Below are 20,531 nucleotides of genomic sequence, written 5' to 3' on the forward strand. Positions count from 1 at the left end.
ATGCCCCAGCCCACCAAGGGGGCCCGCCTCGGCGGGTCACCCGCGCACCAGCGGCTGATCCTGGCCAACCTGGCGACCTCGCTGTTCGAGCACGGCCGGATCACCACCACCGAGGCCAAGGCCCGGCGGCTGCGTCCGTACGCGGAGCGGCTGATCACCAAGGCCAAGGCCGGCGACCTGCACAACCGTCGCCAGATCATGAAGGTGATCCGCGACAAGTCGGTCGTGCACCGCCTCGTCACCGAGATCGGCCCGTTCTTCGCGGACCGCAACGGTGGCTACACCCGGATCACCAAGACGATGCCGCGCAAGGGCGACAACGCCCCGATGGCGGTCATCGAGCTGGTCCAGCAGAAGACGGTCACCGACGAGGCGAACCGCGCCCGCCGCGCGGCCGCCGCGCAGGCCGCCGACTCCGCCCCGGCGGAGGAGGCCACCGCTCCGGCGGACGAGGCCGCCACCGAGGAGACCGTCACCGAGGAGAGCACCTCCGCGGAGACGGTCACCGAGGAGACCGCCGAGGCCCCGTACGGCGAGGGCAGCCACGCCCCGCTGGACGACCCGGCGCAGGCCCCCGAGGGCTTCGAGATCAAGGGCAACGCCGACTCGATGCTCTACCACGTCCCCGGTTCGTCGCACTACGACCGCACCGTGGCCGAGGTCTGGTTCGCCAGCGAGGAGGCCGCCGAGGCCGCCGGTTTCGCGAAGCCGGCGTCCCAGCAGGAGTCCGACTCCTGAGCCAGCCGCACCACCCCGCCGGGCCCGCCGTCGACTCCGACGGCGGGCCCGGCGGCGTTGCCGCCCCGTTCCGGGTGCGGCTCGACATCGCCTACGACGGCACCGGCTTCTCCGGCTGGGCCGCGCAGCCCGACCGGCGCACCGTGCAGGGCGTGCTGACCGACGCGCTGTCCACCGTGCTGCGGGTCCCGCTGCGGCTGACCGTCGCCGGGCGCACCGACGCCGGGGTGCACGCCTCCGGGCAGGTCGCCCACGTCGACCTGCCGGGCGAGCTCGACACCCGGGTCGACGGGCTGCTCCGGCGGCTCAACCGGCTGCTGCCCGCCGACGTGCGGGTCCGCGCCGTCGGCCGGGTGCCGGACACCTTCGACGCCCGGTTCTCGGCGCTGCGCAGGCACTACCGCTACCGGGTCAGCACCGCGCCGTACGGCGCCGAGCCGCTGCGCGCGCGGGACACCGTCGCCTGGCCGCACGACCTCGATCCGGAGCCGATGAACGCCGCCTCGGCGCTGCTGCTCGGGGAGCACGACTTCGCCGCGTTCTGCAAGCGCCGCGAGGGCGCCACGACCGTACGCGCGCTGCAGCGGCTGGACTGGGCGCCCGCCGACGGCGAGCCCGGGGTGCTGGTCGCCTCGGTGTCGGCGGACGCGTTCTGCCACTCGATGGTGCGCAGCCTGGTCGGCGCGCTGCTGGAGGTCGGGCGCGGGCACCGCGATCCCGGCTGGCCGGCTGCTCTGCTCACCCGGACCGCGCGGGCGTCGGAGGTGCTGGTGGCGCCGCCGCACGGGCTGTCGCTGACCGGCGTCGACTACCCGGCCGACGACGAGCTCGCCGCGCGTGCCGACACCACCCGCAGGCTGCGGGTCGCGGGCGGCTAGCGACCCGGAGCGACCCGGGACGCTAGGTTCGCCGGCATGGACCCGAGCTGGCTGGACGTCGCGATCGCCGAGGCCCGGACCGGGCTGGCGTCCGGCGGGATCCCGATCGGCGCCGCCCTGGTCGGGCCGGACGGCGAGGTGCTGGGCCGCGGGCACAACCGCCGGGTGCAGGACGACGACCCGTCGGTGCACGCCGAGACCGCCGCCTTCCGGGATGCGGGCCGGCAACGCGACTACCGGGCGACGACGATGGTGACCACGCTGTCGCCCTGCTGGTACTGCTCGGGTCTGGTCCGCCAGTTCGGCATCGGCGCGGTGCTGGTCGGCGAGGCGCGCACCTTCCACGGCGGGCACGACTGGCTCGCCGGGCACGGCGTCCGGATCCGGGTGCTCGACGACGAGCGCTGCGTGGCGATGATGACCGCATTCGTCGCCGAGCGTCCCGAGCTGTGGAACGAGGACATCGGGGTCGCCCCGGGGTGACCTAGGCTGCCGCACGTGACGACCTTCGCCGTGCTCTACACCTACACCGACGACGACGACCGCCGGTTCGCCGCCCGTCCCGACCACCGCGCCTACCTGGAGGCGCAGCCCGGCCTGCTGGTCGCCGGGGCGTGGGCGCCGGACGAGCCCGCCGGCGGGCTGCTGGTGTTCCGGGCGGAGGACCGGGCCGAGGTGCAGGCCGTCGTCGACAGCGACCCGTACACCCTGGCCGGTGTGATCGCGGACGTGCAGATCCGCGAGTGGGCCCCGCCGCTCGGCCCGGTCGCCGCGGCGCTCACCGCCGACTCCTGAGCTCAGGCCCAGGGCCGCACCACCCGGCCCGCCCACGCCGCCAGCAGCGGCTCGTCGTGGCTGACCGCCAGCACGCCGAGCCCGCGGCCGGACACCTCGCCGGCCACCACCGAGACCAGGGCCGCGGTGGTGGAGGCGTCCAGCATCGCGGTCATCTCGTCGCACAGCAGGTAGTCCGGCCGGGGCGCCAGCGCCCGGGCGAGGCAGGCGCGCTGCAGCTGCCCGTCGGACACCTCGTGCGGGCGGCGTGGGCGCAGCTCGGCGGTCAGGCCGACCTGCCGGGCGACCTCGGCGACCCGGGCGTCCACCGCGGGAGCGGGCACACCGGCCGCGTGCAGCGGCTCGGCGACGATCCGGTCCAGGGTGAGCCGCGGGTCGGCCGCGGCGCGCGGCGACTGGAAGACCACCCCGATCCGCCTGCGCAGCGCCGCGGGCGCGTCGAAGCGGAACCGGCGCACCGGCTCGCCGTCCACCGACACGGTGCCCGACCACGGCGCGTGCAGCAGCGCCAGCACCCTGGTCAGGGTGGACTTCCCGCAGCCGGACGGCCCGGCCAGGCCGAGCACCGTCCCGGGCTCCACGGCCAGGTCGATCCGGTCGACGACCGGATGCCCGCGCCGCCAGCCCGCGGTCACCGCCTCCGCGCGCAGGCTCACGACGCCCGCCCCACCGGCCGGTGGCAGGACACCGTCCGGTCGCCGCGGCGGACCGGTGCGGGATCGCCGGAGCAGTCGTCGCGGGCCGGGCAGCGCGGCGCGAACGCGCAGCCCTCCGGCAGCGCCGAGAGCTCCGGTGGGTGGCCCGGCACCGGGGTGAACCCGGCGTCCGGAAGCGCACCCAGCAGGCCGGTCGTGTACGGGTGCCACGGGTCGGTGAACACGCCGTCCGCCGGGCCGCTCTCGACCAGCCGGGAGGCGTACATGACGGCGACGTCGTCGGCGACGTCGCGGGCCGCCCGCAGGTCGTGGGTGATCAGCAGGATGGCCCGGCCCTCCGCCGCCAGCCCGGCCAGCAGCGCGGTGACGTGCTCGACCAGCGGCCGGTCCAGCCCGGCGGTCGGCTCGTCGGCGAGCAGCACCGGAGGGTCCCCGGCCAGCGCCGACGCGAGCCCGGCCCGCTGGGCCTGCCCGCCGGACAGCTCGTGCGGGTAGGACCCGAGCACGTGCCGGGGCAGGGCGACCCGCTCCAGCAGCTCGGCCGCGGGCGTGGGGGTGCCGAGCCGGGCGAGGGTCTCGCGCAGCTGCGCACCGACGGTCCGGGTGGGGGCGAGGTGGGTGGCGGCCGACTGCGGGACCAGGCCCAGCAGCCGTCCGCGGACCCGGTCGCGCAGCGCCGCCTCGGGGGCGCCGAGCAGCTCCAGCGGTCCGTCCGGGGTGGACAGGACGGCCCGGCCGCGGACCGACGCGGTGCCGGGCAGCAGCCCGGTCAGCGCCTCGGTGAGCACCGACTTGCCGCAGCCGGACTCGCCGACCAGCGCGGTCAGCCGTCCGGCGTGCAGGTCCAGGTCGGCGCCGGTGACCGCGCGCACCGTGCGGGCCCGGGCGCCGCGGCCCACCCGGAACGCGACGTCCAGCCCGCGGATGGCGAGCACCGGCTCCGCGGCGCTCACAGCGCCTGCTCCGAACGCCGGCGGGGCAGCGAGCGGTCCCGCCACCAGGCGGCGATCCCGGCCACCGACAGCGTCGTCGCGGCCAGCAGGACGCTCGGGAACACCACGATCCACCAGGAGCCCAGCAGCACCGCCTGCCTGCCCTCGCCGAGGATCGTGCCCAGGCTGGCCAGGTGCGGCGGCAGCCCGAGGCCGAGGAAGCTCAGCGCGGTCTCGTGCCAGACCGCGTGCGGCAGGATCAGCACCGCGGACAGCACCGCCTGCGGCAGCACCGCCGGCAGCAGGTGCCTGTGCAGCACCCGCCACCGGGAGGCCCCGCCGGAGATCGCCGCGTCGACGAACGGGCGGCCGCGCAGCGAGAGGATCTCGGCGCGCACCACCCGAGCCACCGTCGTCCAGTGGGTCAGCCCGATCGAGGCGATCACGGCGAGCACGCTGCCCCGGTAGAGCGCGACGATCACAATGCCGAGCAGCAGGTGCGGGACGGCGTTCACCGCGTCCACCACCCGCATCAGCAACCGGTCGTACCAGCCGCCGAGCAGCCCGGACAGCGCCCCGAACAGCGTCCCGATCACCGTCGAGAGCACCGCGCAGGCCGCGGCGACCTGCAGTGACACCCACAGCCCGGCGAACGAGCGGAGCAGCACGTCGCGGCCCACCGAGTCGGTGCCGAACGGGTGCTCGGGGGACGGCGGCAGGCGGATCGCGTCGTAGTCGACGGCGCCCTGGTCGAGCCCGCCCAGCCACGGGACGAGCAGCGCACCCAGCACCAGCAGGGTCAGCCCGGACGCCCCGGCGACCAGCCGGGCCCGCCCGGACCGGCGGCGCCCGCGCGGCGAGCCCGGGCGCGGCCGCCCGGCCGGCCGCCACTCGCCCGCCGGTGGCCGCTCCCGGGTGCGCGGCGCGAGGCCGGTCCGCTCAGACATCGGCGTCCACCCGGGGATCGAGCAGCAGCACCGTCAGGTCCGCCAGCAGCGAACCGGCCAGCACGGCCACCGCGGAGAGCAGCGTGAGGGCGGCGAGCAGCGGGAAGTCGACCGCCAGCGCGGCCGTGACGACGGCGGCGGCGATCCCCGGCCAGGAGAACACCGTCTCCACCAGCACGGCCCCGGTGACCAGCTCGGGCAGCCGGTTGCCGAGCACGGTCACGAACGGCAGCAGTGCCGTCGGCAGCGCGTGCCGCAGCACGACGACCGGCTCGGGCAGGCCGCGGGCGCGGGCGCCGGTCACGTGGTCGTCGTCCAGCGAGGAGATCAGCGACGCCCGGACGTGCAGCACCAGCCACGGCGTCTGGGACACCCCGAGCACCAGCGCGGGCAGCACCAGGTGCCGGCTCACCTGGTCGACGGTGGGCGCCGCGCCGGCGTCGGTGAGCCCGGCGACCGGCAGCACCGGCCAGGCGACGGCGAACACCGCGATCGCCCCGAGCGCCAGCACGAACGGCGGCAGTCCCTCCAGGGTGTGCCCGACGGCGGTCGCCGCCCGGTCGAACCAGCCGCCCTGCCGCCAGGCCGCGACGGTGCCCGCGACCAGCGCCAGCACCAGCGACACCAGCAGCGCGCAGGTGACCAGCAGCAGCGTCCAGGGGAGCCGCTCGGCGATCACCTGGGCCACCGGCTGGCGCATCGACAGGCTCTGCCCGAGGTCCCCGGACAGCAGCCCGCCGAGCCAGCGGCCGAGCTGCACCCACACTCCGCCGTCCAGGCCGAGCGCGCGCTCGGCGGCCGCGATGTCGGCGTCGCTCGCCGAGAAGATCCCGACCCCGAAGTACTGGTAGACCGGCCGGAACGGCGACGCCGCGGCCAGCAGGAACACCCCGACCGCCACCACCAGCACGGTCGGTACGCCGAGCAGCACCCGGAGCCCGACGAGCCGGGCGACGGCCCGCCCGCGCCCGCGATGCCCGACCGCGGCCGTCGGTGCGGTCACTGCCGCGGTGTCCAGTCCTCGAGGTTCCACCACGGTCCCCAGGTGACGCCGTGCGTGTGCGGCTCGACGACCTCGACGTAGCCGTCCCAGTCGTCCCGGGACACGTAGCTGTGGCCGAGGAAGGCCAGGAACACCATCCCGGGATCGGCGACGTAGGCCCGCTGGAAGTCCTTGATCCGCTCGTTGCGGGTCGCCTCGTCGGGCGCCCGCAGCGCCGCGTCGAGCGCCGCGTCCACCTGCGGGTTGCGGTAGGAGCCGGGATTGTTGAAGCCGTCGGCGGCGTTCGCCGAGTGCAGCAGCTGCCACGCCTTGAAGCCCGGGTCGAACGGGTCCCCGCCGCCCAGGACGAGCGCGTCCTGGCCCATCCGCGGCTCGATCGCCTCCCAGCCGAGGCCCTCAAGCCGGACGTCGATGCCGGCCGCCCGCACGTCCGAGGCGAACGCCTGCGCGAGATCGCGCCGGACGGTGTCGGTGGCCGGGTACATCAGGGTGAAGCTCGCCGGCTGCCCGTCCCGGTTGCGCACCCCGTCCGGCCCGGCGGCCCAGCCGGCCTCGTCCAGGATCCGGGCGGCCGCGGCCGGGTCGTGCGGGAACGTCGCGGACGGCTCGACCTGCTCCGGGAGCACCCCGGGGATCGGATGGTGGGCGGGCTCGCCCTGGCCCGCCAGCAGCGCGTCGATCATGCCCTCGCGGTCGACCGAGCGGTTCAGCGCGGCCCGGATCGCGGGATCGGCGGTGACCGGGTTCGCGAACGGCAGCGCGATGGTGCGGTAGTCCGCGGAGGCGTGCTCGCGCAGCGCGAGGCCGCTCTGCTCGGCGACCGGCCGGGCCAGCGCCGGCGGCAGCACGGTGCCGTCGAACTCGCCGGCGGCGGTGCGCTGGGCGCGGGTGTTGTCGTCGGTGGCGAACACGACCGTCACCCGCTGCACCGCCGGGGCGCCGCCCCAGTACCGCTCGTTCGCCTCCATGATCATCGTGTCCCCGCGGCGCCACTCGGCGAGCCGGTACGGCCCGGTCCCGAGCGCCTCGGTGTTCACCGCCAGGTCGGCGACCGGGCCGCCGTCGTCGAGCACCTCGGAGGGCAGGATCCCGGTGGTCAGGCGGTCCGGGAACGCGCCGTAGGGGTAGGCGAGGTCGAACCGGACGGCGTCCTCGCCGACGGCCTCGACGGCGTCGAGCATCGGGACGCCGGAGCGGATGGTCGCCGCCCGCTCCGGATCGAGCACGGCCTGGTAGGTGGCGACCACGTCCTCCGGGCCGAACGCCGAGCCGTCGTGGAAGGTGACGCCGGAGCGCAGTGGGACGGTCCAGGACCGCTGGTCGGCCGACGGGGTCGCGGGGCCGGCGGCCAGCGCCGGTTGCAGCGTCCGCTCGGCGTCCCGGGAGTACAGGCCGTCGTAGAACTTGCTCGCCCCCTCCGAGCCGTACCCGAGCAGCGGGTTGAGGTCGTCCGGCTCGTAGCCGTCGGCGAGCGTCATCGTGGAGCCGTCGCCCCCGGGACCGGCCTCGCCGGGCCCCGGCGTCGGCGCGGCGCAGCCCGCGACGAGCAGGCCCACCAGCAACGGGACCGCGATGTTCCGCAGCGTGATCACGCTGTGGCACATTATGGGCAACTACGTTGGTCTGGCAACGAATCCGGACCGTACGGTCAGGGGTAGTTCCACGCAGCGTGGCCCGAACCGCCACGACCAGGTGGCCGGGTCCCTACCGTCCGGGCGATGAGCCCCGATCCCGACCGCGGAGGCCCGGAGGCGCGCGTGCAGCGGGCCCCGGCGACCACCCGCGACCAGGTCGACGCCTACCGGTTCGGCCTGCGCCGGATGGAGGCCGCGCTGGTCCGCGCCGATCCGGTGCCGCTGCACGAGCAGCTCCGCGCGCAGCGCCGCGCGGTGTTCGCCGGTGTCCTGGTCGGACTGCTGGCACTAGGCGTCACCGCGCTGCTGGCCAGGCACGAGCCGGCGCCGGACTGGCGCCGGCTCGCGCTGGTCCGCGGGGAGCGCTCCGGGGTGCTCTACGCGGTCACCCCGGAGCCGCCGCGGCTGGTCCCGGTGCCGGACGCGCTGGGCGGGCGGCTGGTGCTCGCCGCGCTCGGCCGCACAGACGGGGCGGACGCGGTACCGGTCGCGGTGCCCGACGAGGCACTCGCCGGCGCACCCCGCACCCCGCCCGCTGCGGTGCCCGCGGCGTTCGGCGCGGCCCTGGACGGGACCGCGGTGCCGGCCGCCTGGGCGGTCTGCGACAGCCCGGCGGATCCCGCCGACGGCGGTTCGGCGGAGCCGTCCGGCCCGGTGGGCGGCACGGCGACGGTGCTCGCCGGGTCGCTCGGCGCGGTCCCCGCCGGGCCGCCGTCGGCGGTGCTGCTGAGCATCGACGGCGGCGCGACCTACCTGGTGCACGACGGACGCAGGCACCGGCTCGACCTGGCCGACCGTGCCGTGCTCGACGGGCTCGGCCTGCTCGGCGCCGGGATCCGCCGGGCCGGTGAGGGCCTGCTGTCGGCGATCCCGGAGGGCCCGCCGCTGCGGCTGCCCGATGACCCCGGCGAGGTCGTGGTCGATCGCCCGCTCGGCGGGCCCGCCGGGTACCACCTGCGGACCGCCGACGGGCTGGCCCCGATCCCGGTCACCCTCGCCGACGCGGTGCTGTCCCGGACCGGGCAGGGCGCCCCTGCGGAGCTCCCGCCCGGTGCGGTCGCGGCGGCGCCGGCGCGGACCCTGCCCGGCGCCGCGGCGTGGCCTGCGGCCCGGGTCACCGTGGCCGGTGCGCCGGTGCTGTGCCGGACCTGGCGGGACGGCCGGGGCGGGCTGTTCCTCGGCGACCGGCTCCCGGTCGCGGACGGCGCGGTGCCGGTGGCGCTGGCCGGTGCCGACGGGCCGGGCCCGCGGCTCGACGCGGTGGTGCTGCCCCGGACCGGACCCGGGCCGCTGCGGGCCGCCCCGGCCGGGGGCGCGGGCGGGACCCGGTGGCTGCTGGCGTCGTCCGGGGCGGTGTTCGGTGTCGCCGACGACCCGACGGCCGCGGCGCTCGGGATCGGTGAGCCGGGCGCCGCCCCGGCCGAGCTGGTGCGCCTACTGCCGCGGGCCGGAGCGCTGGACCTCGCGGCCGCGCGGGACACCACCGACGTGCCGGGGTGAGCCGCCGGCGCCGGGTGGGCCGCCGGGGTGGCCGGGGGAGCGGCCGCTGTCGCGGGCCGCGGGGCGGCGCCGCACCGCGGTGAGGACCAGCGCCAGTGCACCCCCGGCCGCCGCGACGGCGCCCACCCCGGCCGCCGTGGGGAGCCCGGCCCGCGGCGCGGCCGGGACGGGCAGCGGGACCCGGCCGGTGCCGGCCGCCGCGCCGCCGTGGTGCCCCGGGACGAGCAGCAACGGCTCCGCGGTGAGGGCCGCCGCCGGATCGACGACACCGGTGCCGACCCGGTCGTCCCGACCGGCGGCCGGGCGGCGTGCGGTCGCCAGGATCCGGTCGGCGACCTGGCCCGCGGTGAGCATCGGGAACCGCTCGCGCAGCAGCGCCGCCGTGCCGGCGACCACCGGTGCCGCGTACGACGTGCCGCTGACCACGGCGCCCTCCGGCCCGGCCGGCGCCGGCAGGTCGACGCCCGGTGCGGCGACGTCGATCCACGGCCCGGCGATCGAGAACCCGGCCGGATGGTCGCGGGCGTCGACCGCGCCGACGGCCAGCACCTCGTCGTAGGCGGCGGGCAGCGGCCGCAGGTCCGGATCGCCGGTGCAGGTCCCCGCCGGATCGACGTTGCCGGCCGCCGCCACCACGAGCACGTCCGCCGCCGCGGCGGCGGTGACGGCGGCGTGCAGGGCAGCACCGGCGTCGTCGGCCGCGGCGGCCGGCACGCACACCACCTGGGACACGTTGACCACCGACGCGCCGAGCGCGACGGCCCGCCGGATCGCCGAGGCGAGCGTCGCGATGTCACCGGCCGGGCGCTCGGACCCGTCGGGGTCGCCCACCACGAACCGGGTCGACGACTGGCGCAGCGACAGCACCCCGGCACCCGGCGCGATCCCGGCTCCGCCGCCGGTCACCGGATCGGCCGCGCCGGCGAGGACCAGCGCGACGCCGGTCCCGTGGCCGTCGCAGTCGGTCAGCCCGTCGCCGCCGGTGAGGTAGTCCCCGCCGCCGCGCAGCCTGCCGGCGAGCCGCGGCACCGGCGTCACCCCGGTGTCGATCACCGCGACCAGCTGGCCCGCGCCGGACGCCAGCCCGGGCGGGGGCGCCGACGGTGGCGGCGTGCTGCCCGGGCCGCCCGGGCCGGGCTCGGTGCAGCCGGTGGTCTGCCGGAGCCCGTCGGCCGGGCGCGGCGGCCCCGGGTCGGCGGCGGCGGGCCCCGCGGCGGCCAGCGCGGCGAGTACGGCGGTGGCCAGAGCGGTGGCCGTCCGGAGGCCGCTCACAGCCCGCGGACCAGGGCGAACAGCCCCATCGCGGCGAGCGATGCCGGGATCGCGGCGGCGGTCAGCAGCAGCTCGGCGATGTCGAGCGCCCGGCGCGCGGGTGGGGACGGGGCCGCCCGGATCGCCATCGCCCCGACCGCCGTCGCGACCAGCAGCCCGATCCCGGCGGCGAGCCGGGCCGGCGGGCCGAACGCCAGCGCGGCCGGGACGGCGGCCACCGCGACGGCCAGCACCGCGGTGCCCGCGAGCACCCGGGCCGGGATCGGTTCGGCGAGCGCCCTGGCCCGCATCAGCAGCACCGCCGCGGTGACCGCGAGCAGCACGCAGCCGGCCGGGCCGCCGGTCGCGGCGGCCACCACCGCGCCGCCCGCGGCCGGGGCCGCGGTCCCGGCGAGCGCGCCGGAGTGCAGTCCGCGGGCCAGCCGCGCGCGCACGGCGAGCCCGTCGCCGGGCGGCATCCGCTCGGCCGCCGCGAGCTCGCCGGCGTCGGCCGGGACCGCCGGTGCCGGCATCCCGGCGAGCCGCAGCGCCAGCCGCGGCAGCAGCGGCCCGGCGGCGAGCGCCGGCGCGGCCAGTCCGGCGGCGACGGCTCCGGCGGGCGCGTCGAGCAGCAGCCGGGCGAGCGCGGCGAGCGCGGTACCGGTCCCGGCGACCGCGACCGCGAGCAGCACCGGGGACACCGCCCGGACCAGCACCTGGCCGGCGGCCGCGGCGACCACCGCACCGGCCGCCGCGAGCAGCACCGCCCCGGCCCCCGGCGGTCCGGGGACCGCCAGCAGGCCGGCAGTCGCCGCCGCCGGGACGGCGCAGAGCGCCGCGGCCGCCGCGGTGTCCGGTTCGGACCGGTTGCGGTGGTGGGTGACGGCGAGCGCCGCGAGTGCCGCGGCCGCTGCCACGCCGGCCGCCGCCGGCCGCAGCGGACCGGCCACGGTGGACAGCACCGCGCAGCCCGCGGCGGTGCCGAGCAGCGCGGCGCCGAGCCCGGCCCGGTGCGTGCCGGTCGCCCGGTCGCGGGCCTCGCCGACGGCGTGCGCGACGGCCTCCGCGGCGTCGTCGAACACCGGTGCGGCGGGTGCCGGGCGGGCGGGACCGAGATGGAGCAGCTCGCCGTCGCGGACCCGGAGCTCGTCGAGCGTCGCGTCCGGGGGCAGCGGGCCGCCGGCCGGGCCGGTGAACCGCCACGCCTCCGGCACCCCGGTGCGGACCGGGCCGCCGACGAGCTCGCGGACCATCGGCACCAGCTCGGCGACCGGCACGTCCGCCGGCAGGGCCAGGTCGGCCCGCCCGCGCGGGGTGAGCACGGACAGCCGCACCCAGCGGCCGGTCGGTTCGGGGGCGGCGCCCGCCGGCGGGGGGAGGACGAGGGTCACGGGCGGGCTCCGGGGAGTTGTCGGAAACGGCCGCGGGGGCACCGGGCCGCTGCGAGTATTCGCCGGTCCCGGCGCCGGCCGCGGGCGTTCGGGAGAACTCGTGTCCACAGAGGAGGCCCCGGTGGGCGGGACGATCGGGTTGCGGCGGCCACGCCGGACGGTGCCGGAGATGCCCGGCGGGGAGCTGGTGCCCGAGCCGCCGCCGGAGCCGGAGCGGCCGGTCCCCGGCGGGCTCGCGCAGCGGCTGCTGCCGCTGGCGATGGTCGGCGGCGCGGTGCTGTTCGTGGTGCTCGGCCGCGGCGACACCGGGACGTGGCTGTTCGGCGGGATGTTCGCGCTCTCGGCGTTGGGCATGCTGCTCACCGGCGGCGGGCGCGGGGCCGGCGCGCGCACCGCGACGATGGACGAGGACCGCCGCGACTACCTGCGCTACCTCGAGGTGCTCGGCGCCCGCGCGGCCGGGATCGCCGCCCGGCAGCGCCGCGTGCTGGAGACCGTGCACCCCGATCCCGGGGCCTGGCCGGACGTGCTCGCCGCGGGCCGGCTGTGGGAGCGCCGCCCCGCCGACGACGACTTCGGCCGGCTGCGGGCCGGTCGCGGCACCCAGCGGCTCGCCGCCCGGCTCAGCGCACCGCACACCGGCCCGCTGGAGAGCCTGGAGCCGCTGTCCGCGCTCGCACTGCGCCGCTTCCTGCGCCGGCACTCCACCGTGGACGACCTGCCGGTGGCGGTGGACGCGCGGGCGTCGGCGACGATCTGGGTGGAGCCGGACGGCAGTGCCGCCGCGGCCGCCGCGGCCGACCTGGCCCGCGCGCTCGTCGTCCAGTACGTGCTGTGGCACGGGCCGGATGACGCGCGGCTGGCCGTCGTCGCGCCGGGGACGGCCGCCGGGCGCTGGGACTGGGTGAAGTGGCTGCCGCACGCCGGGCACCCGGCGCTCGCCGACGCCGTCGGACCGCTCCGGATGCTCACCGACGACCCGGACCGGGTCCGCCGCTGGTGGGTGGACGAGCCGTCGTCGGGCGACCGGCACCTGCTGGTGGTGCTGGACGGTGCCGCCGACACCCCCGGCGCCTGGGCCGGGGTGCCCGGCGTCACCGTGCTGCGGATCGGCCCGGCCCGCGGGCGCCGGCCCGCGGTGTCGGTGCTGCGGCTCGCCGTCGGCGTCGAACCCGGCGGGGCGCGCACGCTGCGCCGCGGCGGCCCCGGCGGGACACCGGTCGGCGTCCCGGACGCGGTCACCGGGGCCGAGGCGCGCGCGCTCGCCCGGCGACTGGCGCGCTACCGGCCGGACGGCCCGGCCGACGCCGCGGGCCCGGACGGTCCGGTGAACGTCCGGGCGCCCGGGCTGGGGTCGCTGCTCGGCCTCGGCCGCCCGGACCGGGACGGGATCGCGGCGCTGCGCGGGCGCCGCGGCCCGGCGGACCGGCTGCGCGTCCCGCTGGGCACCGACCCGGCGGGCCGGCCGGTCGTGCTCGATCTCAAGGAGTCGGCGCAGGGCGGCGCCGGGCCGCACGGGCTGTGCATCGGCGCGACCGGGTCCGGCAAGTCCGAGCTGCTGCGGACGCTGGTGCTCGGCCTGGTCGCCACCGCGGGTGCGGACGAGCTGAACCTGGTGCTGGTCGACTTCAAGGGCGGCGCGACGTTCCTCGGGCTGGCCGGGCTCCCGCACGTCTCAGCGGTGATCACGAACCTGGCCGAGGAGCTGACCCTGGTCGACCGGATGGCCGACGCGCTCGCCGGGGAGATCACCCGGCGCCAGGAGCTGCTGCGCGCCGCCGGGAACCTCGCGTCGCTGGCCGAGCACGACGCGGCCCGGCGCGGCGGGGCTCCGCTGGACCCGCTGCCGTTGCTGCTGGTGGTGGTCGACGAGTTCTCCGAGCTGCTCGCGCAGCGCCCCGAGATGATCGACCTGATGGTGACGATCGGCCGGCTCGGCCGGTCGCTCGGGATCCACCTGCTGCTGGCCTCGCAGCGGCTGGAGGAGGGGCGGCTGCGGGGCCTGGAGTCGCACCTGTCCTACCGGATCGCGCTGCGGACGTTCTCCGCAGCCGAGTCCCGCGCCGTGCTCGGCGTGCCGGACGCCCACCTGCTCCCGCCGACCCCCGGCTCGGCCTACCTGTCCGCGGGCACCGACGAGCTGGTCCGGTTCCGGGCCGCCTACGTCTCCGGCCCGCAGGACGAGCCGGCCGGCCGGGGCCGGGCGTCCGGCGGGCCGCGCCGCGCGCTGCCGTTCCCGGCCGGGCCGGTCGCGCTGCCGGACCCGGTGCCGGTCCCGGAACCGGCCGGGCAGCCGGTCGCCGCGGCGAGCCTGCTCGACCGGGTCGTCGCCGCCGTCGGTGCGGGTCCCGGCCCGCGGGCGCACCGGGTGTGGCTGCCGCCGCTGGAGGAGCCGCCGCCGCTGACCGCGGTGCTCGGCGAACCGGCCGTGCGGCCCGGCCGTGGCCTGCAGGTGCCCGGCCCGAGCGGCTGGGCGGTGCCGGTCGGCCTCGTCGACCGGCCCTACCTGCAGAGCCGGGACCTGCTCACGCTCGACCTGTCCGGCGCGGCCGGGCATCTCGCCGTCGTCGGGGGGCCCCGGTCGGGCAAGTCGACGGCGCTGCGCACGGTGGTCACGGCGCTCGCGCTCACCCGCACCCCGCACGAGCTCGGCGTGCACGTGCTCGACCTGGGCGGCGGCGGCCTCGGCCCGCTCGCCGGGCTGCCGCACGTCGGGACGGTCGCCGACCGGCGCCGGACCGACCTGGTGCGCCGGGTCGTCGCCGAGGTCGTCGCGACCGTCGACCGGCGCGAGCAGCTGTTCGCTGCGCACGGCATCGCCGGGATCGAGGAGTTCCGGGCCCGGCGCGGCGCCGGGGACCTGCCGGACGAGCCGTGCACCGATCTGCTGCTCGTCGTCGACGGCTGGACGGCGCTGCGGGCCGGGTTCGAGGACCTCGACGATCGGTTCACCGCGCTGGCGTCGGGCGGGCTGGCCTACGGCGTGCACGTCGCGGTGACCGCCGCCCGCTGGGCCGACTTCCGGCCCGCGCTCAAGGACCAGCTCGGCAGCCGGATCGAGCTGCGCCTCGGCGATCCCGGCGAGTCCGAGGTGGACCGCAGGCGGGCGGCGGCTGTGCCGATCCGGCCCGGGCACGGGCTCGCCCCGGACGGCGCCCCCGCCGTGCTCGCCGCGCCGTGGCCCGGTCCCGGGGCCGATCTCGCCCCGGCCGTCGCGGCCGCATGGGACGGGCCGACGATGCCGGAGGTCCGGCTGCTCCCCGAGCGGATCACGGTCGACGAGCTGCCCGCCGGACCCGGTCGCGGGCCCGCCGTCGGGGTCGACGAGGACCGGCTCGCCGCCGTCGAGCTCGACCCGGACGAGCCGCACCTGCTCTGCTTCGCCGACTCCGGCGGCGGCAAGACGAACCTGCTCCGGCTGCTGGCCCGCGACATCACCCGCCGATGGGCGCCCGAGCAGGCCCGGATCGTCGCCGTCGACCACCGGCGGACCCTGCTCGGCGCGATCGATGCCACGCACCTGCTGGCGCACACCTCCACCGCCCAGGCCACCGCGCAGGCCTGCGCCGACATCGCCGGCTCGCTGGGGCGCCGGTTGCCGGGGCCCGGCGTCTCCGCGCAGCAGCTGCGCGACCGGTCCTGGTGGAGCGGGCCCGAGGTGTGGCTGCTGGTGGACGACTACGACCTGGTCGTCCCGCCCGGCGGGACGACGCCGCACCCCACTGCTGCCGCTGGCCGAGTTCCTGCCGCAGGCCCGCGACGTCGGGCTGCACGTGGTGCTGGCCCGCCGCACCGGCGGCGCGGCGCGGGCGCTGTTCGATCCGGTGCTCGGCAGGCTGCGCGAGCTCGGCGCGCCCGGTCTGGTCGGGTCGGGCAGCCCCGACGAGGGTGCGCTGCTGGAGAAGGTCAAGCCGCGGCCAGGGCCCCCCGGGCGGGCCGTGCTGGTCGACCGCAGGTACGGCGCCCGGCGGCTGCAGCTCGCCTGGACCGAGCCGGGATGACCGGGTACGCGGTCGCGGTGCACGCCAGTCCGGACCGGGTGCTGCTCGCCGCGGCCGATCCGGACGGCATCCGGCTGCTCGCCGCCGCGCCCGGCGGCACCGATCCGGCGGCCGCGGTCGCCGACTTCTTCGGGGACCATCCGCCCGCGGTGGTCGTCCGGGTCGGCGCGACCCCCGGCGGGCGGTTCCCCGGCACGCCGCGGGTGGAGACGGTGCCGGTCGCGGTCGCCGCACTCGCGGTGGGGCCCGCGCCGCCGCCCGGGCCGGTCCTGGTCGCGGAGACCTGGTCGGCGGGTCCGTCCCGGGGCGGGCCCGCGGTCGTCCGGGACGGCGCGGTGGTCGAGCCGGTGCCGGCGGCGCTCCCGCTCGGGATCGCGGCGCGCGCCGTCGGTGCGGTGGAGATCGTGCTGGTGGGGGAGCCGGCGGGGGACGTCGCCGCCGCACCCTGCCCGGTGCGGCGGGCCGGCCCGGTGGACCCGGACGACCCCGCCGACCCAGCCGCGGTCGACGGCGCGGGGCCGGACACCGCCGCGGTGCTGGGGGCGGCGCTGCTGGGTGCCGGGCTACTGGAGCCGGGGCCGGTAGATGCTGTGCTGCCGGGTGCCCGGGCGCCGGGTGCGGGGCGCCCCGGAACGGTGCCGCCGGGGAGCCGGCGCCCCGGTCCGGTTCGCCCCGGGCCCGGGCCGGTTCGGCCCGGGCCGCCGCCGGGACCGCCCGCCGGCCGGGACCGGCGGGACCGCATGCCCCGGGTGTGCCGGGCGCGCCGGGCCGTCGGCCGGGCCGCGCTCCCGGCCACCGCGCTGCTCGGGGCGGCACTGCTCACCGCCGGGCTCCTGGCGGGTGGCCCGCCACCCGGCCCACCACCCGGTCCACCAACCGGCGGGACCCTCGTCCAGTACGGGTACGCGGCCGTCCTCCCGGCGGGCTGGGAGCACACCGGCGGCGACCCGGCCCGCCGGCGCAGCCTGCTCACGCCGGCCGGCCGGCCGGACGGGGCCGAGCTGGTGGTCGTCGAGCGCAGCCCCCTCGGCTACGACGCCGGACGCGAACCGGACCGTGCCCGCCGGGAGCTGGCCGCCCGGCTGGCCGGTGCCCGCGGTGTGACCCCGCCGGAACCGGGCGCCGCCCCCGGGACGCACCGCTACCGCCAGCATCCCGGCGACGGCACCGTCGTCGACTGGCTGGTCCTGTTCACCGGCACCGACCAGCTCGTCGTCGGCTGCCGCCGGCCGGTCGCGGCCGAGCCGCCGGCCGCCTGCGCCGAGATCGCCGGATCGCTGCGCCGGACGCGGTGATCCGTTCCCGGTCGCGAACCGTCACCCCGGGAACGGCCGCGGCCGGTGGGCGTCGGATGGCACGGTCCCCGCCGGTCGGGCGACCGCCCGGCCGGAACGGGACGGGGTGGGCGGATGACCCAGGGATTCGGCACGACGACCGACGAAATGGCCCGCGCGGCCGGGCGGGTGCGGGAGGTGAGCCAGGCCGTCAACGGTGAGCTCGGCGGGCTGCGCTCTCGGCTCGAGGCGACCCGCGGACAGTGGGCGGGTGCGGCGGCCACGGCATTCACCGCGCTGATGGCGGAGTGGGACGCCGAGGCGAAGCGGCTCAACGCCGCGCTCGCCGACATCGCCGAGCAGCTCGGCGGCACGGCCACGGCCTACCAGGCGGTCGAGGACGAGAACGCGCGGAACGTCTCCGCGATCACATCGGTGCTGGGCTGAGAGGGGAACGGGCATGGGATCGGAGATCAGGGTCACGTTCGCGGCGATCGACCAGGCGGCCGCGGACATCGACGGGGCGAGGGCGAGGATCACCGCGCAGCTCGGGGAGCTGCAGAGTCATCTGACCCCGGTCGTGGCGGGCTGGACCGGCGACGCGGCGAACCGGTACAACGAGGCGCAGCAGCGCTGGGACCGCTCCGCCGCGGACCTCACCGGGACGCTGCAGCGGATCCGGGCGCTGGTGTCCGCCGCGGGCCAGGGCTACCAGGACGTGGAGCGTCGCAACGCGGGCCGATTCGGCGTCTGACCATCCCGGGAGCGGGTGGACCGACCCCCCCTCGCGCCCGCTCCCGGGCTCGCCGGGTACTCTTGACACTCGTTGTGCAGCGGTGGAGACCCGCGGGCGCCGACCGTCGTTCCTCGAGAAGGTGCGAGGTAGCGAAACTCCGGCGGGCGAGCGTCCCTCCGGCGTCCACCAGCGGCACGCTAGGAACCACACCAGTGTGGGCCGGATCCGAGCGGACGAGTCCGCCGGTACTGCCCACCGCAGCCGAGAACGACGACGAGGTAGATCCGTGCCCACGTACAGCCCCAAGCCCGGCGACATCACCCGCGCCTGGCACGTGATCGATGCCGACGACGTGCGCCTCGGTCGGCTCGCCACGCACGCCGCCACGCTGCTGCGTGGCAAGCACAAGCCGACCTACGCGCCGCACGTCGACAACGGCGACTTCGTGGTGATCGTGAACGCGGAGAAGATCTCGGTGTCCGGCAACAAGCGGACCGACAAGTTCGTCTACCGCCACTCCGGCTTCCCGGGTGGCCTCCGCCAGCGCTCCGTCGGCGAGATGATCGACAGCCAGCCCGACCGCCTCGTCGAGAAGGCGATCAAGGGCATGCTGCCGAAGAACCGGCTCGGGCGTGCGATGGCCAAGAAGCTGAAGGTCTACGCCGGTCCGGACCACCCGCACGAGGCGCAGAAGCCGCAGCCGTTCGAGATCACCCAGGTCAGCCAGTGACCACCCCGAGCAACGAAGAGGGACAGCCCGTGACCAGCCCCGAGAACGGACCCGACGAGGTCGTCGACGCGGTCGAGACCGAGGGTGCGGCCGCCGCGGCGACCGAGACCGAGCTGACCGAGACCGTCGGCGAGGCCGCAGACGTCGAGGCCGCAGACGTCGAGGCCGTCGACGAGGTCGACTACTCGATCGAGGAGAACACCGACTTCGACGCCGACGCGTTCGCCGCCGAGGCGCCGCTGCAGGGGGACCGTCCGGTGCAGACCGTCGGCCGCCGCAAGGAGGCCGTGGTCCGCGTCCGGCTGCTGCCGGGCACCGGTGGGTTCACGCTCAACGGCAAGCCGCTCGAGACCTACTTCCCGAACAAGCTGCACCAGCAGATCGTGAAGGAGCCGCTGGTCACCGTCGAGAAGACGGAGCGGTTCGACATCTTCGCGAACCTGCGTGGCGGCGGCACCGCGGGTCAGGCCGGCGCGCTGCGCCTGGCCATCGCCCGCGCGCTGGTCGAGCTCGACTCCGAGGACCGCCCGGCCCTGAAGAAGGCCGGCTTCCTCACCCGGGACGCCCGCGCCGTCGAGCGCAAGAAGTACGGCCTCAAGAAGGCCCGCAAGGCGCCCCAGTACTCCAAGCGCTGATCGCAGACCGGATGCGTCGCCTTTTCGGAACAGACGGCGTCCGGGGCCTGGCCAACGGCGAACTCCTCACTCCGGAGTTCGCCGTTGGTGTGTGTGCCTCGGCCGCGCGCACCCTGTCGAACGGAGCCGGCCGCCGCCCCGTCGCGGTCGTCGGCCGGGACCCGCGCGCGAGCGGGGAGATGCTGGAGGCCGCGGTCGTCGCGGGCCTGACCTCGGCCGGTGCGGACGCGATCCGGGTCGGCGTGCTGCCCACCCCGGGCGTCGCGCACCTGGTCGCCGAGGCGGGCGCCGATCTCGGCGTGATGATCTCCGCGTCGCACAACCCGATGCCCGACAACGGCATCAAGCTGTTCGCCGCGGGCGGTCACAAGCTGCCCGACGACGTCGAGGACGAGATCGAGCGCGGTCTCGGCACCCGCGCGGACCGACCCACCGGTGCGGACATCGGGCGGGTGTGGGACGCGCCGGACGCGACCACCGTCTACGTCGACCATCTGCTGTCGGCGGCACCCGGCTCGCTGGCCGGGCTGAAGGTGGTCGTGGACTGTGCGCACGGCGCCGCGTCCGTCGCCGCGCCCGAGGCGTACCGCCAGGCCGGCGCGGACGTGATCGCGCTGAACGCCGAGCCGACCGGGCTGAACATCAACGACGGCGTCGGGTCCACCCACCTGGAGCCGTTGCAGCGCGCCGTCGTCGAACACGGGGCCGATCTCGGCATCGCGCACGACGGCGACGCCGACCGCTGCCTGGGGGTGGACGCCGCCGGGAACATCGTCGACGGCGACCGGATCATGGCGGTGCTCGCACTCGCGATGCGCGACGCCGGCGAACTCGCCCACGACACGCTCGTCGCCACCGTGATGAGCAACCTGGGCCTGCACCTCGCCATGCGCGACGCCGGGATCACCCTGGACACCACCAAGGTCGGTGACCGGTACGTGCTGGAGCGGCTGCGCGAGGGCGGGTACTCACTCGGCGGCGAGCAGTCCGGGCACGTGGTGCTGCCGGGTCACGCGACGACCGGGGACGGCCTGCTCACCGCGCTGCGGCTGATGAGCCGGATCGCGTCGACCGGATCGTCGCTGGCCGAGCTGGCGTCGGTGATGACGCCGCTGCCGCAGGTGCTGCGCAACGTCGTGGTCGGCGACCGGGACGCGGTCGCCGCGTCCGACCGGGTCGCCGAGGCCGTCGCGAAGGCCGAGGCCGAGCTCGGCGACACCGGGCGGGTGCTGCTGCGGCCCTCGGGCACCGAGCTGCTGGTCCGGGTGATGGTGGAGGCGCCGACCGCCGAGGAGGCCGGTGCGGTCGCCGCCCGGCTGGCCGACGTGGTCGCCGCCGCGAGCTGAACTGCCGCCGCTCGAGCGTTGCAGGATGGTCGTCGGGACCGCCATCCTGCAACGCTCGAGCAGCTGCCGTTCGCGATGGCGAAC

General features: G+C 77.7%; 17 protein-coding genes and 1 pseudogene. 11 read left to right on the forward strand and 7 right to left on the reverse strand.

The genetic code is table 11. From position 1 onward, the window contains the following. The 4 genes and pseudogenes from rplQ to ABZ881_RS15090 all read left to right on the forward strand — a co-directional run. A pseudogene (gene rplQ / locus ABZ881_RS15075) lies at positions 1–528 on the forward strand (50S ribosomal protein L17); the annotation flags it as partial. A gap of 284 nt (positions 529–812) precedes the next feature. After that, a complete protein-coding gene (gene truA, locus ABZ881_RS15080) occupies positions 813–1,616 on the forward strand; it encodes a tRNA pseudouridine(38-40) synthase TruA (protein ID WP_344028906.1) in 804 nt (267 codons plus the stop codon). Positions 1,617–1,652: 36 nt separating this feature from the next. After that, on the forward strand, positions 1,653–2,099 hold the full coding sequence (locus tag ABZ881_RS15085; RefSeq protein WP_344028909.1) for a nucleoside deaminase: 447 nt from the start codon (positions 1,653–1,655) through the stop codon (positions 2,097–2,099). Positions 2,100–2,114: 15 nt separating this feature from the next. Next, the gene (locus ABZ881_RS15090) at positions 2,115–2,411 is read left to right on the forward strand and encodes a YciI family protein (protein ID WP_358484938.1); all 297 of its coding nucleotides are present in this window, start codon (positions 2,115–2,117) and stop codon (positions 2,409–2,411) included. A gap of 2 nt (positions 2,412–2,413) precedes the next feature. Here the strand turns inward: ABZ881_RS15090 and ABZ881_RS15095 are convergent, their stop codons facing one another. From ABZ881_RS15095 to ABZ881_RS15115, 5 genes are read right to left on the reverse strand one after another with little or no spacing between them, the layout of a single operon-like run. Beyond that, a complete protein-coding gene (locus tag ABZ881_RS15095) occupies positions 2,414–3,067 on the reverse strand; it encodes an ATP-binding cassette domain-containing protein (RefSeq protein ID WP_358484940.1) in 654 nt (217 codons plus the stop codon). Beyond that, a complete protein-coding gene (locus ABZ881_RS15100; RefSeq protein ID WP_358484941.1) occupies positions 3,064–4,020 on the reverse strand; it encodes an ABC transporter ATP-binding protein in 957 nt (318 codons plus the stop codon). Before ABZ881_RS15100 ends, ABZ881_RS15095 begins: the two co-directional genes overlap by 4 nt. Beyond that, positions 4,017–4,946, reverse strand: coding sequence for an ABC transporter permease (locus tag ABZ881_RS15105; RefSeq protein WP_358484944.1), 930 nt, complete (start codon positions 4,944–4,946; stop codon positions 4,017–4,019). Before ABZ881_RS15105 ends, ABZ881_RS15100 begins: the two co-directional genes overlap by 4 nt. Continuing rightward, positions 4,939–5,949, reverse strand: a complete 1,011-nt coding sequence (locus ABZ881_RS15110; protein ID WP_358484945.1) for an ABC transporter permease — start codon at positions 5,947–5,949, stop codon at positions 4,939–4,941. Before ABZ881_RS15110 ends, ABZ881_RS15105 begins: the two co-directional genes overlap by 8 nt. Next, on the reverse strand, positions 5,946–7,541 hold the full coding sequence (locus ABZ881_RS15115; RefSeq protein WP_358484946.1) for an ABC transporter substrate-binding protein: 1,596 nt from the start codon (positions 7,539–7,541) through the stop codon (positions 5,946–5,948). The genes ABZ881_RS15110 and ABZ881_RS15115 overlap by 4 nt, the downstream gene beginning before the upstream one ends. A gap of 126 nt (positions 7,542–7,667) precedes the next feature. On the opposite strand from ABZ881_RS15115, the gene eccB reads away from it, so the two are divergent. After that, positions 7,668–9,083 carry a type VII secretion protein EccB gene (eccB, locus tag ABZ881_RS15120; RefSeq protein ID WP_358484948.1) on the forward strand — a complete coding sequence of 472 codons (1,416 nt, stop codon included), beginning with the start codon at positions 7,668–7,670 and terminating at the stop codon, positions 9,081–9,083. Here the strand turns inward: eccB and mycP are convergent. Together mycP and eccD are read right to left on the reverse strand one after the other, a co-directional pair. After that, a complete protein-coding gene (mycP, locus tag ABZ881_RS15125; protein WP_358484950.1) occupies positions 9,018–10,355 on the reverse strand; it encodes a type VII secretion-associated serine protease mycosin in 1,338 nt (445 codons plus the stop codon). The two genes, eccB and mycP, sit on opposite strands and share 66 nt — an antisense overlap. Next, on the reverse strand, positions 10,352–11,725 hold the full coding sequence (eccD, locus tag ABZ881_RS15130; RefSeq protein ID WP_358484952.1) for a type VII secretion integral membrane protein EccD: 1,374 nt from the start codon (positions 11,723–11,725) through the stop codon (positions 10,352–10,354). Before eccD ends, mycP begins: the two co-directional genes overlap by 4 nt. Positions 11,726–11,825: 100 nt before the next feature. On the opposite strand from eccD, the gene eccCa reads away from it, so the two are divergent. The 6 genes from eccCa to glmM all read left to right on the forward strand — a co-directional run bounded on the left by eccCa (position 11,826) and on the right by glmM (position 20,447). Further along, positions 11,826–17,021: a type VII secretion protein EccCa gene (eccCa, locus tag ABZ881_RS15135; RefSeq protein ID WP_358484954.1), complete on the forward strand. Its 5,196-nt coding sequence runs from the start codon at positions 11,826–11,828 to the stop codon at positions 17,019–17,021. Positions 17,022–17,135: 114 nt separating this feature from the next. Further along, a complete protein-coding gene (locus tag ABZ881_RS15140; protein ID WP_358484955.1) occupies positions 17,136–17,447 on the forward strand; it encodes a WXG100 family type VII secretion target in 312 nt (103 codons plus the stop codon). Between the two features lie 13 nt (positions 17,448–17,460). Continuing rightward, positions 17,461–17,754, forward strand: coding sequence for a WXG100 family type VII secretion target (locus tag ABZ881_RS15145; protein ID WP_344028942.1), 294 nt, complete (start codon positions 17,461–17,463; stop codon positions 17,752–17,754). Between the two features lie 268 nt (positions 17,755–18,022). Next, positions 18,023–18,466: a 50S ribosomal protein L13 gene (gene rplM, locus ABZ881_RS15150; protein WP_344028945.1), complete on the forward strand. Its 444-nt coding sequence runs from the start codon at positions 18,023–18,025 to the stop codon at positions 18,464–18,466. Positions 18,467–18,495: 29 nt separating this feature from the next. Further along, positions 18,496–19,101, forward strand: a complete 606-nt coding sequence (gene rpsI / locus ABZ881_RS15155) for a 30S ribosomal protein S9 (protein WP_358484959.1) — start codon at positions 18,496–18,498, stop codon at positions 19,099–19,101. Positions 19,102–19,112: 11 nt separating this feature from the next. Continuing rightward, the gene (gene glmM, locus ABZ881_RS15160; protein WP_358484960.1) at positions 19,113–20,447 is read left to right on the forward strand and encodes a phosphoglucosamine mutase; all 1,335 of its coding nucleotides are present in this window, start codon (positions 19,113–19,115) and stop codon (positions 20,445–20,447) included. Positions 20,448–20,531: the final 84 nt, after the last annotated feature.

Origin of the sequence: Pseudonocardia sp. NPDC046786 (assembly GCF_040645415.1) — a bacterium.
GTDB classification, from domain to species: domain Bacteria; phylum Actinomycetota; class Actinomycetes; order Mycobacteriales; family Pseudonocardiaceae; genus Pseudonocardia; species Pseudonocardia kongjuensis.

Bases quoted from the DNA above. Each gene is read 5' to 3' on its own strand.
- ABZ881_RS15085 (WP_344028909.1), top strand. From the start codon at position 1,653: ATGGACCCGAGCTGGCTGGACGTCGCGATCGCCGAGGCCCGGACCGGG.
- ABZ881_RS15105 (WP_358484944.1), bottom strand. From the start codon at position 4,946: ATGTCTGAGCGGACCGGCCTCGCGCCGCGCACCCGGGAGCGGCCACCG.
- eccB (WP_358484948.1), top strand. From the start codon at position 7,668: ATGAGCCCCGATCCCGACCGCGGAGGCCCGGAGGCGCGCGTGCAGCGG.
- ABZ881_RS15140 (WP_358484955.1), top strand. From the start codon at position 17,136: ATGACCCAGGGATTCGGCACGACGACCGACGAAATGGCCCGCGCGGCC.
- ABZ881_RS15145 (WP_344028942.1), top strand. From the start codon at position 17,461: ATGGGATCGGAGATCAGGGTCACGTTCGCGGCGATCGACCAGGCGGCC.
- glmM (WP_358484960.1), top strand. From the start codon at position 19,113: ATGCGTCGCCTTTTCGGAACAGACGGCGTCCGGGGCCTGGCCAACGGC.